The organism is Anaerocolumna cellulosilytica (assembly GCF_014218335.1).
Classification (GTDB): domain Bacteria; phylum Bacillota; class Clostridia; order Lachnospirales; family Lachnospiraceae; genus Anaerocolumna; species Anaerocolumna cellulosilytica.
The window spans coordinates 1,247,667-1,264,935 of the sequence record NZ_AP023367.1; the positions used below are offsets into that span (position 1 = coordinate 1,247,667).

The following is a 17,269-nucleotide window of genomic DNA, read 5'->3' on the forward strand; positions in this document are numbered from 1 at the left end:
ATGATTACACAAAGACCAAAAGGTACGCAGGACTGGTTTGGTAGTAATATGTACAAAAGAACGAAGATAGAAGAACTGGCAAGGGAATTATGTAAAGTTTATAACATAAAAGAGATTATAACACCGGTCTTTGAACATACGGTCCTGTTTCAAAGAGGTGTTGGTGAAACCACAGATGTTGTACAGAAAGAAATGTATACTTTTATGGATAAAGGTGATAGAAGCGTTACCTTAAAGCCGGAAGGAACAGCAGGTGCGATTAGAGCTTATTTAGAGAATAACTTGTATGCGGAAAGTCAGCCGACTAAATTATTTTATGTAACGCCGGCTTTTCGTTATGAACAGCCTCAAAGTGGAAGACTGCGTCAGCACCACCAATTCGGAGTGGAGTTTGTCGGGTCTAAAAGCCCTCTTGCCGAGGTAGAGTTAATTACTTTAATTACTACTTTTATAAGTAAGATTGGACTTAGAAATGCCAAGCTTCACATTAACAGCATTGGCTGTGGAAATTGCAGAAAAACTTATAATGAGGCATTGCTTGCCTATCTGAAAAAGCATGAAGAAAAACTATGTCCGACCTGCAAAGAAAGAATGCAAAAAAATCCCTTAAGGGTATTGGATTGTAAGGTACCAACCTGTAAAGAAATCGTTAAGGAAGCACCTAGAACCATAGAGTATTTGGATGAGGAATGCAAAAATCACTTCGAAGAGTTACAAAGTCTCCTTACTGAACTTAATATACCGTTTGAGATTGATACAGGGATTGTTAGAGGACTTGACTATTATACAAAAACAGTATTTGAATTTGTCAATGAAGAAGGCTTTACCTTATGCGGCGGCGGACGTTATGACAATCTGGTTCATGAAATAGATGAGAAGCAGGATATCCCTTCTGTAGGGTTCGGAATGGGCATAGAACGAATTATTTACTTCTTAGAGAAAGAACAGGTAGAGCTTGAGACAGAACCCCCTATTCAGTTGTATGTAGGAATATTAGGAACAGAAGCAAAGGCCGCTGCCTATAAAATTGTGAATCAATTACGAAACGACGGAATAGTTGTAGAAACAGATTATATGGATAGAAGTGTAAAGGCGCAGATGAAGTATGCCAACAAAATCGGAGCTAAAAATACAGTTATCATTGGTGCAGACGAAATTGCCAATAACAAAGTGAAAATTAAAAATATGGACAACGGGGAACAGACAGAAGTTACTCTTAATGAAATTGTAAGTCATTATAAAAAGTAAGCTTTTGGTTCTATTCTGAAACATCGTAGGAGATGTAAGTTGTTCGATATCAATAACTGCCAGTATCAAAGGATTTTGGCAGTTATTTTTAACTGATAAACCGTTATCATAACTACTGCATAGTTATTAGATATTGTAGGAGGGAGGGAATTGAAAGGATAGTATACTTGAGGGGATGTATATTGGCACATTACGGAGGGAACTTTATAATGGAGGTCTAATATGGATCAAGAACGTAGAATGAGAGAAATTATAGTTGTCTGCCAAATGGATGGAAAAATAGTAAAAACAACAAAGTATGGGGAATGGGGAGATATATTTAGAGTAGGGGATTATTTTTATCTATCTTTTCAAGATGGGAAAAGTACAGAGGTTAAAAATTTCTGGAATACATTAATAAAACAAGGATATGTTATTGGAGCCGTGATGTCTTTAGAGTTAAATGGTTTGTTAGAAACGGTACATGTTAACGCATACAGCAGTCATAATAAGCTCTATATAACCTTATTAAAAGGTTGTATGGAGACAATTCAGATTATGCAAAAAATATCCGGGCTTGGTAAGAGCAGAGGTCACTCTAAAAATCATACAAAAGATGACAGGGAAAAACTGCAAGAGTACATGAAATTATTGGAAAGTCAAATGATGCTGGACAGTGTAACGAATACGTATAATCAACGTTATTTTAACAAAATAATTTATGAAGAAGCGAAAAAAGCAGCAATAAAGCAATACCCTATAACCATGATACTAATTAACCTTGAACAGTCAGCCTGTTCTGAGAATGCCCCAGAGGTTTTAAAAGAGGCGGGAAGTAAGGCAGTCTTTGGGGATATAGAACTTGCAGCGATTGCCTTTGCAAGGATTGCAAAGGATAGATTAAAGGATAGAAAGGAACTGTTATTCCGATTAGCTAGGAATGAATTCTTAATCTTATGTATACAACAAAACCAAATTAAAGCCAATCAAGTAATAGATAATATAAATGAAGCATTTACGTTGCAAATGCCGGAAAGAATTCTTCTAACTGGCATAGTGGAACTTACGCCGGATAAAATTACTGAAGATTTTAGTGTAATACCGTACTTAAAAATGGCAGATGACAGGATAGGGCTTTATCGCCGTGAAAAAGTAATGCATTAGAGTATACGCAAAGGGAGAGCCTCCGGCATACAATTATCTTGTTTTTTCAAAAAAAAAGAATTATAATAGAAACTATTGAGTTATTCTGGAATAATACTTTATTTTTTCAAGAATTAGTTTTCAGAAACATCCTAAAAATGCTAAGGATTTAAGACGGAAAGGATAAAAAAATGAAACAAAAAAATGCATGGTTAAAGTATGATGAAAATCAGACCAGAGAAATATTCGCCTTTAATGAAGGCTATAAAAAATTCATCTCCGACTGTAAAACCGAAAGAGAATGTGTACAGGAAATAATAAAACTAGCAAGAGAACAAGGCTATACGGACTTAAAAGATGCTATAAAAGCAAAAACTCCATTAAAAGCAGGAGATAAAGTGTACATAAACAATATGGAGAAGGCAGTTGCTTTATTTATTCTAGGCAAAGAACCTTTAGAGAAGGGGTTAAAGATTCTAGGCGCTCATATTGATTCTCCAAGACTTGACGTAAAGCAGGTACCCCTGTATGAAGATACAGATATGGCAATGTTAGATACCCATTACTATGGCGGAATTAAGAAGTACCAATGGGTTACTCTTCCTCTGGCTATACATGGTGTAGTAGTAAAGAAAGACGGCACTGTAATAAATGTTGTAATTGGTGAAGATGAGAATGACCCGGTTATTGGTATCACTGATTTGCTGGTGCATTTATCCGGTGCACAATTAGAGAAAAAAGCCGCTAAGGTAATTGAAGGAGAAGACTTAAATGTCTTAATCGGCAGTATGCCAGTTAAGGAAGAAGAAAAAGATGCAGTTAAAGCAAATGTATTACGTATCTTAAAGGAAAAATATGACTTTGAAGAAGAAGATTTTCTCTCTGCGGAATTAGAAATTGTAACGGCAGGTAAAGCAAGAGATTATGGTATTGACCGCAGTATGGTAATTGGTTACGGACAGGATGACAGAGTGTGTGCTTATACCTCTTTACAGGCAATGTTTGAAATAACAGAAACAGACAGAACCTGCTCCTGCATACTGGTTGACAAGGAAGAAATTGGAAGTGTCGGTGCCTCTGGTATGCACTCTAAATTCTTTGAGAATGCCGTTGCAGAACTTATAGATTTAGCAGGAGAATACTCCGAGTTAAAACTAAGACGTGCCATGCAAAACTCTCATATGCTATCTTCTGATGTTAGTGCAGCATTCGACCCTAATTATCCTGCTGTTATGGAAAAGAAGAATTCTGCATATTTTGGAAAAGGTATGGTATTTAATAAATATACAGGTTCCAGAGGAAAATCAGGTTCTAACGATGCTAATCCGGAATATATGGCTCGTCTAAGAAATATTATGGAAAACCATAATGTATCTTATCAGACTGCCGAGCTTGGTAAGGTAGATGAAGGCGGCGGCGGTACCATTGCTTACATAATGGCTAATTATAATATGGAGGTTATTGATAGTGGTGTGGCGGTACTTAACATGCATGCACCTTGGGAAATAACCAGTAAAGTAGATATCTATGAGACCAAAAACGGTTATGTTGCCTTTTTAAATGAAATATAAACCTTAGAAATGGTTATAATCTAAAGGTCGTAATCAAAGGTCGCAGATGGGAGCAAAAAAATGGTTAAGCATATTGTTCTTTGGAAGCATGGGGATAATTTTTCAGAAACAGAAAAACAGGAACATGCAAAAATTATAAAAGAAAGTTTGGAAGCATTAGTTCATAAGATTCCGGGAGTTATATCCATAAAAGTAATAACAAATCCTTTGCCGTCAGGTTCAGGTGATGCAGACCTTATTCTGGACAGCACGTTTGAGAGTATAGACGCATTAAATACCTATCAGGAACATCCAGAACACATAAAGGCTGCAACTTATGTAAGAAGCGTTGTGAAAGACCGTAAATGTATTGACTACTGGGAATAAATAATATAAGATACAATACTGTAAAAGCAATGCTTATGTAGTGTTGCTTTTTACAGCTTGTACATTCATTTAAATAAATAATATAAGAAAAGCACAACAGGTTATCAGGAGGTAAATATGGCAGAATCGATGAAGGGCTTACACCGCAGTCATAGATGTACGGAGGTTTCAACTGCTAATATTGGTGAAACAGTCATTGTAATGGGCTGGGTACAAAAAAGCAGAAATAAAGGCGGTATAATATTTGTTGACTTAAGAGACCGTTCGGGTCTTTTGCAGGTAATTTTTGAAGAAAATGACATTGGGGTAGATGGATTTTTAAAAGCTGAAAAATTAAGAAGTGAATTTGTTGTTGCAATTACCGGTAAGGTAGAAGCTCGTTCCGGTGCTGTCAATGAAAATCTTGCTACAGGTGCAATTGAAATTAGAGCGACTGAACTTCGCATTCTTTCTGAGGCTGAAACACCTCCATTCCCAATTGAAGAAGAGAGTAGAACCAAGGAAGAACTTCGTTTGAAATACAGGTATTTAGATCTTAGAAGACCGGATTTACAAAAGAACTTGATTATGCGCAGTAAGGTGGCAAATTTAACCAGATTGTTCTTAGCAGAAGAGGGATTTTTGGAAATCGAAACACCCATGTTAACGAAAAGTACACCGGAGGGTGCCAGAGATTATCTGGTTCCAAGCCGTGTTCATCCAGGTAATTTTTATGCTCTTCCGCAGTCACCCCAGCTTTTTAAGCAATTATTAATGTGCTCCGGGTATGATAGGTACTTTCAGATCGTGAAATGTTTCCGTGATGAAGATTTACGGGCAGATAGACAGCCGGAATTTACGCAAATCGATATGGAATTATCTTTTGTTGATGTAGATGATGTCATCGGAATTAATGAAAGACTTCTGCAAAAACTTTTTAAAGAAACGATTGGTGTTGAAGTTAAACTTCCTATTCAGAGAATGACTTATAAAGAAGCCATGGAACGTTTCGGTTCAGATAAGCCGGATACTCGTTTTGGTATGGAATTAAGAGATGTTTCTGAAACCGTAAAAAATTGCAGCTTCTCTGTATTTACAGGGGCATTGGAAAAAGGTGGTTCCGTGCGCGGTATCAATGCAGTTGGTCAGGGAGAAATGCCTAGAAAGAAAATAGATGCACTGGTTGAATTTGCAAAAGGTTTCGGAGCAAAGGGGCTTGCTTATCTGGCAATAGGCAGTGACGGAAGTTTTAAATCCTCCTTTTCAAAGTTTATGACAGAAGAAGAATTAACTGCTTTAGTTACAGCTATGTCTGGAAAGCCGGGTGATTTATTATTATTTGCGGCAGACGAAGATGAGGTTGTATTTGATGTATTGGGTAATTTAAGACTTGAGATGGCAAGAAATCAGGATTTACTGAAGAAAGATGTCTATAACTTCTTATGGGTTACAGAATTCCCGCTTTTGGAGTACTCCAAAGAAGAAGGAAGATATACGGCAAAGCATCATCCATTTACCATGCCTATGGAAGAAGATTTAGAGCTATTAGATACAGATCCTTCTAAAGTTCGTGCAAAAGCTTATGACATTGTATTAAATGGTACAGAAATCGGTGGCGGCAGTGTGAGAATTTTTCAAAATCATATTCAGGAAAAAATGTTTGAGGTATTAGGCTTTACAAAAGAAGATGCCTATGACCGATTTGGCTTTTTGTTAAATGCCTTTAAATATGGAGTACCACCACATGCTGGTTTAGCTTACGGATTGGATCGTCTAATTATGCTTATGGCAAAAGAAGACAGCATCCGTGACGTCATTGCTTTTCCGAAGGTAAAAGACGCTTCCTGTTTAATGACAGATGCGCCTAATCTGGTAGAGGACAAACAACTAGTAGAACTGGGGATAGAAGTTACTAATCAGGAAGAATAAGCTTTTCAGTACCTATTAAATCATACGCAAAATCATTATGTGTTGATATGTTTCGAATAGGTTATAGGTAGTAGTAAGCATTAAAAAAATAAAATAAATAAGAGGCATAGTTATGTATATCATAATTATGCCTCTTATTTGCATTAGAATTTGATTCATAAATTATAAATGTAAATTACGTATATGTTTTTTAAGATGTTAATGCATTGATAATCAAAGCAGGCTTATTATAGCAGGTACAATTTTATTTATGCATTGAAATCACTGTCATTCCAGGTAGAACTATCTTCTGTTTGCTGTGAAGCATTTTGCTGGTAAGCTAACCTTAAGAAACCTTCAAAATCTTTTTTTAAGGTAGCTTTTAAGTTTTCACTATATCCCATTACTATGTGGGAGTGCTGGCGCGCGTACGTTTCTAATATTAGCTCAATACTGTCAGTTTTTTTCATGGCTAAAGTTATTTTGTTTTTGTTTCTATTATATAAGATAACCGACTTGGTTGTCCCTACTTTAATGCCATTACGTCTGTGAGTTACTATCTCTTGATAAGCCCAGATAATATCTGAGTTATTAATAATCATTGGTTTTAATCCGTCAAAATAATAGGTCCATGTTTCGCCAATTCTTGTGGATTCTACCTTGACTGCATTCTCAAAATCAGCTTCTATTCTCTCCTGACTGGTACTAGACTCATTGTTGGAGATGTATTTGCGAATTGAATTAAGGTACGCACCGGTGATTATCTTGATTAAAACAATTATAATATATAGAAAAAGTACTACAGTTAAAGCCATTATAAGATAGAGAGGGATGGTATCATTAGAACCAATCATATCCTTTTTCAGTACATAAGGATATATAAGTTTATCAATTTCTTCCTCAGAAAAATCATAAAAATAATCGGAAGCAGCAATCGTCTCTTCAAAATATTGTACCATTTCCGGGTCCATTTCCTGAAAAGTGCCCGTAATTTTCATTGAAACGGTTAACTCGTCAATATTTCCGTATAAATAATCATATGTATCATAATAAATTCGATCCGCAATATCAAAATCCTCAGGTTTTATCTCAATTGCGGCGTATTCCTCTTCTCCTACAGGAATGATATAATACTGTTCGGTACTGTTTTTAGTGCCATCGCTGTCGTAGGTATAGTACTCTGCAAAGGGATCTATCATTGCAGTAATCTCACCAGTTACATAAGCGCCAGGGATGTCTTTAGCATTTATGGAATAAAGATCCTTAGGTCCTTGTATGCTTTTAACAAAATCACCAGTAAAAAATATTAGTACCATTATTAACGCGGCTGCAACTAAGCCTATGCGGACTATAGCGCGTTTATTAGATAGTTTCTTTAGTTCATTTAACATTTCTAATCCCTCCCAAGGTTAAGCACAGTAACTAATCTAAATGCTTTTCCTTATGTATTTAAGTTTACGTATAATAAGCCAATTCTAATATAATTTAGTCTGAAAATTTTGTCAATAATTATTTCTACTTTTATCTCTAAAACCACCCACAATTCCAAAGAAACGAATGAAAAGCATGGACTTCTGGAAGAAAGGAGTGTAGAATAGAACTAATTCACTAATAGCAAACTGTGTGTTACATGAAATAATGATAAAGAAAGGCGGTAGCAATGATACCCTCTGAAATAATTAAATTAGTACTACTGGCTTATTTCACTCTAATGAATGCAGCAGCCTTTATATATATGGGTTTAGATAAACAACGTGCGAGAAAGAACCAATGGAGAATAAAAGAGAAAACTTTATTTATAACTGCAATACTGGGAGGTAGCCTAGGAGCAATCCTTGGCATGCAAGTATTTAGACATAAAACGAAGCATTCGGCTTTTCGATATGGTATGCCTGCCATTTTATTGCTACATATAGTATTGGGGTTATGGGGATGGCAGGCATTATTATAGAGGTATTAAAGATTCTTTTTAGAATTACGGACTTTGTGCTCTAGAATTAAAATAACGTCTTTTTTCTCAGATTCAGTTAATCTGGAATACAAATTAAATAACTTTTTCTCATCCTGAGTTAGTTGTATTACTCTGGAAGTAGAGAATTTTTGTTTTACGTTATTGGTTTTAATACTATAATTTACATCCTCATGAAGGGTATCATGGGTAATAGGCGTTGTCTGGCTATTAATAAGTTCACCAATGTCTATCTGATAAAGATTTGACAATTTAAGTAAGGTTTGATAGTCAGGATTTCTCAGGCCTGCCTCATAATGAGCATAGCCTTGTCGGGTCATATTAAGATATTGGCCAACTTTTCTCTGGGTGTAATGGGCTTTGGTGCGTAGTTCGCGTAATTTATCTTTTAGTAATAATTCAGGCATACTAAACTCCCCTACTGATTTTTAATTTTAGGACTCAATTACCGGAATCATTTCGCTAATCTTACAGTTTAATTCAGAAATAATCATAATTACTCAAAATATTATGTTATAATTTATTTATTATACCAACTTAAAAATAAAATATACGAATATGCAACAAAATGTAGCCAATAGAGTAAAAAAACGTATCAATTACTTTAATAATATATAATACGATTAAAAATATCAAACAAAAATATTATATAATTCGTAGACATTCCCATAAAAATTCCCAAAATATTATTTGACAGAACAGGAAATAAGTGATATGATTAGTATGTTGCAATAGATATAAAAGTAACGTTGCAACGATAGTAAATTAATTTATTTGGAGGAATTATCATGAACAAAGGTACAGTTAAATGGTTCAACAATCAAAAAGGTTTCGGATTTATCTCTGACGAACAGGGAAATGACGTTTTTGTTCACTATTCAGGACTTAACATGGATGGCTTTAAGTCATTAGAAGAAGGACAAGAAGTTGCTTTCGATGTTGTTCAAGGAGCTAAAGGACCTCAGGCTACTAACGTAACAAAATTATAATCAACAAAGTTTTCAGTGTACCTTTTTCTAGATAAATTATTTTAAGAATTATTATTTTTAACAATTTTTATATAGAAATAGCTATATTGTACGGAACGAAATTGATTAAAAGGTTATCCTTCGGGATAGCCTTTTTTGTTAATCAAAATGTTGAAGATGGAGTTTAGATATGTATATAACCTTTTTACCATTATCATACAAGACAGAAGCAGAGCCTGGAAGCAATTTATTATACATTGCCAGGGAACAGGGGATTGATTTGGGTGGCGTTTGTGCGGGAGCTAAAACCTGTGGAAAGTGTAAGGTTCTTATTACAAAAGGAAATGACTGGTGTTATGAAAAGGAAGAGATGCTTCATTTGTCAGAAGAAGAACGAGCAAAAGGATATCGTTTAGCATGTAGTTTTACGATAAAAGAAGACACCTGTGTAATTCTTACCGATAAAAAAGTAAACAAGGGAATATCTCAGGACAAGTTAACTTATAAGAATCATGCTTTAAGAGTATCGAAATCCCAAAATGAAGATAGTAAGGCAGTAAGGAAGACTTATAATTACAAGACCAGTTACGGGATTGCTGTAGATGTGGGTACAACGACAGTAGTAGCCAGGTTATGGGAATTAAATGAAAAAAGATGTTTGGGAACCTTAACCCGCCTTAATCCTCAGAGACTTTACGGTGGAGATGTCATATCCCGAATTACCTATGCCAGCCAAAGTAGCGAGAATTTGCAGAATCTTACTAAGCTCATAAGAGAATGCTGTAACGAACTAATTCAGGAATTAGTCCATGTTAATTCTCTTTCTAAAACCAATATTGATAAGGTTGTCCTGGTTGCAAATACAACTATGACGCATCTTTTACTTGGAAAGCCAGTAGACAACTTAATTAAAATACCCTTTCAAGGTGTTTCCTATGATGGGGTTATGGCGTCACCAAGAGACTTGAAAATAGATATTAACCCTGATGGGTTTGTCTATGTAATGCCGGGAATCAGTGGACATGTAGGGGGAGACACCGTAGGATGTATTCTTTCTGAGAATCTCTTTGAACGAAAAGGTACTACCTTATTAATAGATATTGGTACGAATGGAGAATTAGTTTTCGCGAAAGATGGAAGGATGACAGTCTGTTCTACAGCAGCCGGGCCGGCATTTGAAGGCGGTGCCCTGCACCAGGGGATGGGAGCTTTAGTTGGGGCAATTACTAAAGTTCAGATTAGGGAAGATAAAACCCACCTAGAATATATCGGTAAAGAGGAAGGTGCTGTTCCTGTAGGTATCTGTGGTTCCGGTATTATTGAAGCTATAGCAGAATTATACCGTATGGGACTTATGGATGAAACCGGACGATTACAAGGGCTTGCAGGGGAATCCAATGAATTTATCTTATGGGAAGATGAAAGGAATAAAGTTGTTATAACTCAAAAAGACATACGGGAAATACAATTGGCCAAGGCAGCAATATATGCTGCTATGAGATTGCTATTAAAAAATGAAAATACAGAATTAAAAGAGATTGATTATCTATTAATAGCAGGTGCATTCGGAAGTAATTTAGATGTATGTAAGGCCATAACAATAGGGCTTCTTCCAGGTGTTGATGAGAAGAAAGTTCAACTTATCGGTAATGCAGCACTATCAGGAGCTGAAAAGGTATTATTGAATGACGGAGTAAGAGAAATCGCGGAAGAAAACAGCTCGCTAGTAAAACATCTGGAGTTAGCCGTAATGGAGCTGTTCCAGGAAGAATTTATTAAAGCGATGTCTTTTCCGCGATTGTAGTTAGGTGAGTCTGAAAACTAATTATATTATACGAACGCGCCGTTTAAACGATAGTTTTCAGACTCACTCTAATTCGCATAATAAGATGTTACTAGATGTTTAAGTGTAAACATCAAAGGGCGGTATAAAAACAGTGCAAGTACAAAATTCCCTATACCATGGGTTATGTCAAAGGGTATACCTGAAATCCAGTATGCCAGGGCATTCTGAAAGCCTGATTGCGTACTGTGATAGTTTATAAAAAAGAAATAAGGAATCGTACATAAAGCTCCAAAGGATAGGCCGTAAAAGCCGGATAACAAAGCTGTTTTTAATACGGTATCTTCTTTTCTACCAAAGAAGGAAGCTAGAAAATAGAGGATAAACCATACATAGAGGTAATTCATCCACCAGATTCCAAAGCCGAATAAAAAACCTTCCAGTAGTATGAATATGCTTATAATGTATAAGGTTTTTTTACCGAAAATACGTGTAAACACAAGGATAAGCAGGGATACTAGCTCGATATTTGGCAGGAAAGCGAGGCCGACCTGAACTGCCACCAAAAGAGCTCCAAGCATTCCGATGATTACCGTGTCTTTAAGCCTCATTTACCTACCAGCCCACAGTCAGGGTGATTTCAAAGTGGTCTCCATCTTTAAGCGGTGTGGCGTCTACACTGGTATTTAGCATGTTACCATCCTGAGTAAGACACCACCATTCTTGCTTTCCTTCATCTGCGGTTCTGCCATCAACAGTGGTTACATAAAGGCCAAAGTCGCCTTCCGTTCCCTCAATCAGCTTCTTTTCATCCAAAGCCTGTCTTAAATATTCTGCATCTGTCTGGATTTCATAACTTTTACTGCTCTCATCTTCCTGTATGACCTCAACAACAATTTTTTTTGCACCGGGAGTACCTTTCTCCATAAACTGATTGTATAAAAAGGTCATGGCAACAATCGCCAGAATAAGAAATAATACACCGGCAATTAGTCCGGTTCGTTTTTTTCTCTGTTCCATAAAAATTCCTTTAGGCTATTATTAAGAGCCTTGCCGCATACGGCTGAAAGAAAGAGTTGCGGCACCTTTCGTATAGTATTTTTTCTTTCAACTATAAGACTGCGCTTAAAACGGGTTACAAAGTAACATAAATATATCCGTAGAAACGCTTTTTTGTACGCAGGGCTTTATTCTGGCATAAAAATAAGCCCTGCCACTTGGCCGGACTCAATGTAACTAATACAAGAAAACCGACAGATGTTTCTGTCAGCAGACTATGTACCTAATCCAATCCTCGTGGCTTATGCGGTACGAATATCAAGCAGGTATTCTGACTTATGTATCAACATTTACCAAAAATCTTCCCAGGAGTCTTCCCAGTGATATAACAGCTTTTTGCTGTTTTGGCAAACTACACATTTACAGCGGCGAGACCGTACAGGTATTACACCTGTTTCCCTATTATGTCTTATAAAATAGTATTTAATAAGACCACTTGAAATTGTTATGTTATGGTATAAAAGAATATATACATGGAAGCATATACCATAAGACATATGAGTTACAACTTTCATTCGAATAAGATTTACCGGTAAGGTTATGCCGGAATGAGAGAACTGAGTTGAAGGCAGTCTCCATTCGTATGGCATAACACTTGGTAAATAGCCGGTAAATTTGTGAACGTTGTAATCAAAGTATAGCATTCCATTTATTTCTTGTCAACTGGCTATAGACACCTACTACGAGTACAAAAGTTACAGAAATATTAAAGGCGCATATATATTCAAAAATGACTTGCACTTTTTTATAAAGTGGATTATTCTAGTAATTAACAATGCAGATATAAAGGAGAATATATATGAGTATTAAAAAACATTCCTTTGGTAAGACAAAGGATGGAAAAGAAGCAACTCTTTATACCTTGATTAATAAAAATGGTATGTCAGTAAGCTTTACGAATTACGGTGCCAATATCGTCAATATTTTAGTACCTGATAAAAACGGAAAATTAGATGATGTTGTGTTAGGTTATGATAATGTAAGAGGTTATGAAATCAATTCTCCAGGATATGGATCTTTTATCGGACGCCACGCGAACCGTATCGGTGGTGCAGTATTTGTATTAAATGATAAAAAATATGAACTTGAAAAAAACGATGGGGAAAATAATCTTCACGGTGGTTTCAAAAGTTATAACAAATTTTGGTATGAAGTTGAGACCTTTGAAGAAGAAGATGCTGATTCTATTGAATTTTCCAGACTAAGTCCTGATATGGAACAGGGTTTTCCGGGCAATCTTGATATCAGTGTAACTTATACTTTGACAGATGACAATGAACTGGTGATTGAATATCTTGCAGTTTCTGATAAGGATACCGTAGTAAACTTAACAAATCACTCCTACTTTAACCTGTCAGGCCATAATTCTGGAAGTGTTTTAAAACAGAAAGTTATACTGGAAGCAGACAAGTTCACACCCACGGATGCAGCTTTGATTCCGACAGGGGAATTAAGAGATGTAAACGGGACACCTATGGATTTTCGTACATTAAAAGCTTTGGGACAAGATATTGAAGAGGATTATGAGCCGCTAAAATTGGCCGGAGGATATGATCATAACTTTGTTCTTAATACCAATGGCAGTGATGTAGAGAAGATTGGTGAAATGATTGACGATAAGAGTGGACGTAAAATGGAAATATTCACAAACATGCCGGGAATTCAGTTATACACCGGTAACTTTATCAGTGGTAAAGAGGCAGGTAAGGGAGGCTATATTTATCAGAAACGTGATGGTGTCTGTTTTGAAACACAGTACTTTCCGGATTCCTGTAATAAAGGAGAATTTCCTTCAAGTATCTTAAAAGCAGGTAATGAATATGACTTTGTAACGGTTTTCAAATTTTCCGCAGATAAGTAAGATAATATTTCTAACTTCGTAATAATAGCTATAAAACTTAAAAAATATTTAGAAAAAGTGCTTACGACTCCAAATTTTAGGAGTATAAGCACTTTTTTATGGGGTTGCGTATATAATTATTTAGTACCGTATATTCTATCTCCGGCATCTCCAAGTCCTGGGAGAATATAGCCACGTTCATCCAGACGTTCGTCTAAGGCACCAATATAAACATCAACATCCGGATGTTCCTTTGTAAATCGTTTTACACCTTCAGGAGCAGCAATTAAACATAGGAAATGAATCTTGGCAATCCCCTTATTTTTTAATAAGGTAATGGCGGCACTGGCAGAACCGCCGGTAGCCAGCATAGGATCAACTACAAAGATTTCTCTTTCTTCTGCATCACTTGGCATTTTGCAGAAATACTCAACGGGTTCAAGAGTCTCTTCATTACGGTATAAACCAACATGTCCAACTTTTGCATTAGGAATCAGGTTTAAGATACCATCAGCCATATGGAGGCCAGCCCTCAGAATAGGTACGATGCAAAGTTTTTTACCTGCAATTTCCTGTGCTATCGTTTTAACGAGAGGAGTTTCTATCTCAATGTCAGCAAGAGGAAGTTCCCTTGTTGCTTCATAACAGATTAACATGGCAACTTCGGATACTAGGTCACGGAATTCCTTGGTTGAGGTGGTTTTACGCCTCATAATACCGATTTTGTGCTGAATTAACGGGTGATTCATAATAGTTACTTTTGACATAGTCGTGCCTCCAAATATTTTTATTCACGTGTATGTCTGCCTGTGACAGACGGAATTTTTGCTCTACCAATCATTATAACAAAATTTCATGCCTAAGAAAAGCATAAATTTATATATTACAAAACTTTTTCATAAATAAAAGAGAAGAATGAAGTATCAATGAATTCTTATGATCCAATTATACATTATGATTCATTTAAAAAGTTTTAATCAAGGATGAGCTGAATAAATAGTTGGAAAGTGAAAGGAAAAAGTACTCAGAACAGAGGAGAAGCCCGGTAGAGGGGGGAGGGTAACTACCAGGCTTTGTTTTATGAAAAAAATTATCTTATAAGCGAATTAGTATAACATGTTGTTTCAATTTCTATGATTTTATTATAATAGACATATATGTTTATTGTATGGATGATTTGTGAACATTTTATGAATATTTAAATCTATTCAAAAATAGAGAAAAACTGTTAAAATAAGGAGCTATTCACAGGAATTTCAGAGGCTACAATCCGCAAGGGTACAGATACTAAGAGAAACATCTATCCAAAGCAAAAAATAATATTTGTCCGGAGTGAATAAATAGATGAGAGGAAGGTAACCACATGGCCAGCGTCTTTAAAAAACTAATCAGTAGTGAACTAGGTGAAAATAATTACAACAAATATTTTTTTGTATGCCAGAAAAGCCTGCAAAACAAAGTATTTGACAGTAAAGAGATATACAATGACATATATGAAAACTTAAAAAACAAAGACAGAATAACGATTAAAAAAATGCAGGGACGTTTAAATGATGCCATGTTTCTTGCAATACGCATCAGCAAGACTTACTTTTTTTCATTTTTATTTTTTATAGGAGCTATCTTTTTTTTAATCACAAAAGACTTGCATCCTATCATTACAATATTAAGCATTTTATTGATGATAATGTTATTCTTAGCAAAAACTTATGAATTTATTGTTAACAAATATTGTTTTATTGATGCCCATATTGTATTAGTCTATAAGACAGTACTGGACAAAATGCTGATACCCGGTGATGGAAATAATAATACCGGGGTTAATAGCTGACAACCATAAGAAGAGGACGTATATATGGGTGCTTATTGTTCTGATATACGTCCATTCTTGCGTCTATGAGGTATATTTTTTCCTATTAATTCTGATTCAAAAGGTAGTCTATGATAACATCTTTATTTAGTTTAAAGTCCTGTATGTCCGGTTTTAATACAATATCAGGCTGAATGGTTTTCGCATCATCCTCCGTCAATTTAAAATATTTCACAGAATAAGTAACAGGTAGTTGAGAATTAGGCAAATTGAAATGTTTAACTTCTCCATAGGAATTAGGAGAACCGCCGGTGGATTCACCGATTAAGACAGCACCAGGAACTGTCTTTTTTAAATCTAATACTGCCATTAAACCGGAGGAAAAGGTTTCACGTCCGATAATTACATATACAGAAGTATCAGGATACTCTTTTATGAAATTGTTCAGACTTTTAAGAAAAGGGTTAATGACTGTAGAATTGCCTCCTGTGTTATTTCTTAAATCTATTATGATTTTTGAAACTTTTTTAGAAACAGTGCTTTGCCACATCTTTTTATTAAACTCTTGAAAGTTCATTGGCTCCATATTGGTGCAGACATTATATTTGAAATATAATGTCTTATCTTCTTCTAAGAGGTTATACCAATAGTAGTCTTCGTTGCTATAATCATAAAAATAGACGTTTCTGTCGGTGTCGTAGGTTAGGTAATAATTGGGGGATTCACCGTAGGACAATGTGTTTATGCGTGCAGTTATAATAGTACCATGGTCATCGCCTGTTTCAAAATCAAAGACAGTAGAATGTTCGTCAGGTATCAGACCCAGGCCCAATAAATATCCAGGAGATTTTAGATATCCAGGCAGGTTATATAGCTTCCATTGTTCATTCTCACTGGGTATCAAGGCAGAAAGTTTAGGTATTATCTCATTTATATCTGTACCATTAATTCTAGATACTTTGGAAAATATAATATCCGCTAGATTAGTATCCGCGTTTATGACGTAAATACCACCGTCTAAGTAATAAAAATCCATAGGGTATGTGTAACCGTCCCAAGTATTGATAGTGGTATGAGCATCTCCAATGGATGCAACGAGCTTTTGCAGTTCAACAAAAATAGCGGAATTATCTTTTGTGTCCACTTGATTCATAATAGAATGAACGTTACTTTCGAATTCTTTTTTTGTTATGTTATGATAAGGATTTTTATGCTTTTTGGTTAATTGTTCTGTAAGGAAGACAATGTCTTCCTTTAAAAGGAGGTTTCTTTTATCGCTAGTATAGTCATTTTGCAGGATAATATCTCTGTTACTCTGACTTATACCGGTAGAGTTCTTACTATTGGATTCAATCGTAGTATTCTGACTTGTTACTGGGGTAAATAATTTACATCCCCCTAATACGGCAGTACTTAAGATGAAAAGGGTACCAATAACAATAAATGGTTTGATGACTTTCATGATGATTATCCTTTCTAAATTCTACTCACATTTACCTAAATCAATTTAAAACACCTTGTTGCTTTCACAAAGCTGATGGAGGCCACTAAGGATATTAAAGCATATTTTCCCAATAATTAATAGATAGAATTCTTCTAAAATACATTAAAATTATATTAAAGAATAGTTTCTGTATAATATTTTA

General features: G+C 35.5%; 16 protein-coding genes and 1 riboswitch. Of the genes, 10 read left to right on the forward strand and 6 right to left on the reverse strand.

The genetic code is table 11. From position 1 onward, the window contains the following. The 5 genes from hisS to aspS all read left to right on the forward strand — a co-directional run bounded on the left by hisS (nucleotide 1) and on the right by aspS (nucleotide 6,215). Nucleotides 1-1,248 carry a histidine--tRNA ligase gene (gene hisS, locus acsn021_RS05370; protein ID WP_184090778.1) on the forward strand — a complete coding sequence of 416 codons (1,248 nt, stop codon included), beginning with the start codon at nucleotides 1-3 and terminating at the stop codon, nucleotides 1,246-1,248. A 222-nt stretch (nucleotides 1,249-1,470) separates the two neighbouring features. Continuing rightward, on the forward strand, nucleotides 1,471-2,391 hold the full coding sequence (locus acsn021_RS05375) for a nucleotidyl cyclase domain-containing protein (protein WP_184090781.1): 921 nt from the start codon (nucleotides 1,471-1,473) through the stop codon (nucleotides 2,389-2,391). A 170-nt stretch (nucleotides 2,392-2,561) separates the two neighbouring features. Next, the gene (locus tag acsn021_RS05380) at nucleotides 2,562-3,941 is read left to right on the forward strand and encodes an aminopeptidase (protein ID WP_184090782.1); all 1,380 of its coding nucleotides are present in this window, start codon (nucleotides 2,562-2,564) and stop codon (nucleotides 3,939-3,941) included. A gap of 60 nt (nucleotides 3,942-4,001) precedes the next feature. Next, nucleotides 4,002-4,307, forward strand: coding sequence for a Dabb family protein (locus acsn021_RS05385; protein WP_184090785.1), 306 nt, complete (start codon nucleotides 4,002-4,004; stop codon nucleotides 4,305-4,307). A gap of 117 nt (nucleotides 4,308-4,424) precedes the next feature. Beyond that, nucleotides 4,425-6,215, forward strand: a complete 1,791-nt coding sequence (gene aspS, locus acsn021_RS05390; RefSeq protein WP_184090788.1) for an aspartate--tRNA ligase — start codon at nucleotides 4,425-4,427, stop codon at nucleotides 6,213-6,215. Nucleotides 6,216-6,463: 248 nt separating this feature from the next. On the opposite strand, the gene acsn021_RS05395 is transcribed toward aspS, so the two are convergent. Then, entirely contained in the window at nucleotides 6,464-7,585 is a 1,122-nt protein-coding gene (locus acsn021_RS05395) for a DUF6709 family protein (protein WP_184090791.1), read from the reverse strand. 269 nt (nucleotides 7,586-7,854) lie between these two features. Here acsn021_RS05395 and acsn021_RS05400 point away from each other — a divergent pair, with 269 nt between their 5' ends. Beyond that, complete coding sequence (locus tag acsn021_RS05400; RefSeq protein WP_184090794.1) at nucleotides 7,855-8,145, forward strand: DUF1294 domain-containing protein; 291 nt, start codon at nucleotides 7,855-7,857, stop codon at nucleotides 8,143-8,145. Nucleotides 8,146-8,150: 5 nt separating this feature from the next. Here the strand turns inward: acsn021_RS05400 and acsn021_RS05405 are convergent, their stop codons facing one another. Next, on the reverse strand, nucleotides 8,151-8,570 hold the full coding sequence (locus acsn021_RS05405) for a helix-turn-helix domain-containing protein (protein WP_184090797.1): 420 nt from the start codon (nucleotides 8,568-8,570) through the stop codon (nucleotides 8,151-8,153). A gap of 381 nt (nucleotides 8,571-8,951) precedes the next feature. Here acsn021_RS05405 and acsn021_RS05410 point away from each other — a divergent pair, with 381 nt between their 5' ends. Both acsn021_RS05410 and acsn021_RS05415 read left to right on the forward strand, forming a co-directional pair. Then, entirely contained in the window at nucleotides 8,952-9,152 is a 201-nt protein-coding gene (locus acsn021_RS05410) for a cold-shock protein (protein WP_033165096.1), read from the forward strand. Nucleotides 9,153-9,321: 169 nt separating this feature from the next. Beyond that, on the forward strand, nucleotides 9,322-10,935 hold the full coding sequence (locus acsn021_RS05415; protein ID WP_184090800.1) for an ASKHA domain-containing protein: 1,614 nt from the start codon (nucleotides 9,322-9,324) through the stop codon (nucleotides 10,933-10,935). A 68-nt stretch (nucleotides 10,936-11,003) separates the two neighbouring features. Here acsn021_RS05415 and acsn021_RS05420 read toward each other — a convergent pair whose 3' ends face one another. Continuing rightward, complete coding sequence (locus acsn021_RS05420) at nucleotides 11,004-11,525, reverse strand: hypothetical protein (protein ID WP_184090803.1); 522 nt, start codon at nucleotides 11,523-11,525, stop codon at nucleotides 11,004-11,006. Between the two features lie 4 nt (nucleotides 11,526-11,529). Next, complete coding sequence (locus acsn021_RS05425) at nucleotides 11,530-11,934, reverse strand: DUF4430 domain-containing protein (protein WP_184090806.1); 405 nt, start codon at nucleotides 11,932-11,934, stop codon at nucleotides 11,530-11,532. Between the two features lie 283 nt (nucleotides 11,935-12,217). Continuing rightward, nucleotides 12,218-12,428: riboswitch (cobalamin riboswitch) on the reverse strand. A 344-nt stretch (nucleotides 12,429-12,772) separates the two neighbouring features. On the opposite strand from acsn021_RS05425, the gene acsn021_RS05430 reads away from it, so the two are divergent. Next, on the forward strand, nucleotides 12,773-13,834 hold the full coding sequence (locus acsn021_RS05430; RefSeq protein WP_184090809.1) for an aldose epimerase family protein: 1,062 nt from the start codon (nucleotides 12,773-12,775) through the stop codon (nucleotides 13,832-13,834). Nucleotides 13,835-13,950: 116 nt separating this feature from the next. Here the strand turns inward: acsn021_RS05430 and upp are convergent, their stop codons facing one another. Further along, on the reverse strand, nucleotides 13,951-14,580 hold the full coding sequence (upp, locus tag acsn021_RS05435) for a uracil phosphoribosyltransferase (protein WP_184090812.1): 630 nt from the start codon (nucleotides 14,578-14,580) through the stop codon (nucleotides 13,951-13,953). A 596-nt stretch (nucleotides 14,581-15,176) separates the two neighbouring features. Between upp and acsn021_RS05440 the strand changes: the two genes are divergently transcribed. Beyond that, nucleotides 15,177-15,644 (forward strand): hypothetical protein, encoded by a 468-nt coding sequence (locus tag acsn021_RS05440; protein ID WP_184090814.1) that lies wholly within the window; start codon nucleotides 15,177-15,179, stop codon nucleotides 15,642-15,644. An 85-nt stretch (nucleotides 15,645-15,729) separates the two neighbouring features. On the opposite strand, the gene acsn021_RS05445 is transcribed toward acsn021_RS05440, so the two are convergent. Further along, the gene (locus acsn021_RS05445; RefSeq protein ID WP_184090816.1) at nucleotides 15,730-17,085 is read right to left on the reverse strand and encodes a S41 family peptidase; all 1,356 of its coding nucleotides are present in this window, start codon (nucleotides 17,083-17,085) and stop codon (nucleotides 15,730-15,732) included. Nucleotides 17,086-17,269: the final 184 nt, after the last annotated feature.

Excerpts from the sequence above, each read along its gene's own strand:
- hisS (WP_184090778.1), top strand. The coding sequence starts at position 1 with ATGATTACACAAAGACCAAAAGGTACGCAGGACTGGTTTGGTAGTAAT.
- acsn021_RS05375 (WP_184090781.1), top strand. The coding sequence starts at position 1,471 with ATGGATCAAGAACGTAGAATGAGAGAAATTATAGTTGTCTGCCAAATG.
- acsn021_RS05380 (WP_184090782.1), top strand. The coding sequence starts at position 2,562 with ATGAAACAAAAAAATGCATGGTTAAAGTATGATGAAAATCAGACCAGA.
- acsn021_RS05385 (WP_184090785.1), top strand. The coding sequence starts at position 4,002 with ATGGTTAAGCATATTGTTCTTTGGAAGCATGGGGATAATTTTTCAGAA.
- aspS (WP_184090788.1), top strand. The coding sequence starts at position 4,425 with ATGGCAGAATCGATGAAGGGCTTACACCGCAGTCATAGATGTACGGAG.
- acsn021_RS05395 (WP_184090791.1), bottom strand. The coding sequence starts at position 7,585 with ATGTTAAATGAACTAAAGAAACTATCTAATAAACGCGCTATAGTCCGC.
- acsn021_RS05400 (WP_184090794.1), top strand. The coding sequence starts at position 7,855 with ATGATACCCTCTGAAATAATTAAATTAGTACTACTGGCTTATTTCACT.
- acsn021_RS05405 (WP_184090797.1), bottom strand. The coding sequence starts at position 8,570 with ATGCCTGAATTATTACTAAAAGATAAATTACGCGAACTACGCACCAAA.
- acsn021_RS05410 (WP_033165096.1), top strand. The coding sequence starts at position 8,952 with ATGAACAAAGGTACAGTTAAATGGTTCAACAATCAAAAAGGTTTCGGA.
- acsn021_RS05415 (WP_184090800.1), top strand. The coding sequence starts at position 9,322 with ATGTATATAACCTTTTTACCATTATCATACAAGACAGAAGCAGAGCCT.
- acsn021_RS05420 (WP_184090803.1), bottom strand. The coding sequence starts at position 11,525 with ATGAGGCTTAAAGACACGGTAATCATCGGAATGCTTGGAGCTCTTTTG.
- acsn021_RS05425 (WP_184090806.1), bottom strand. The coding sequence starts at position 11,934 with ATGGAACAGAGAAAAAAACGAACCGGACTAATTGCCGGTGTATTATTT.
- acsn021_RS05430 (WP_184090809.1), top strand. The coding sequence starts at position 12,773 with ATGAGTATTAAAAAACATTCCTTTGGTAAGACAAAGGATGGAAAAGAA.
- upp (WP_184090812.1), bottom strand. The coding sequence starts at position 14,580 with ATGTCAAAAGTAACTATTATGAATCACCCGTTAATTCAGCACAAAATC.
- acsn021_RS05440 (WP_184090814.1), top strand. The coding sequence starts at position 15,177 with ATGGCCAGCGTCTTTAAAAAACTAATCAGTAGTGAACTAGGTGAAAAT.
- acsn021_RS05445 (WP_184090816.1), bottom strand. The coding sequence starts at position 17,085 with ATGAAAGTCATCAAACCATTTATTGTTATTGGTACCCTTTTCATCTTA.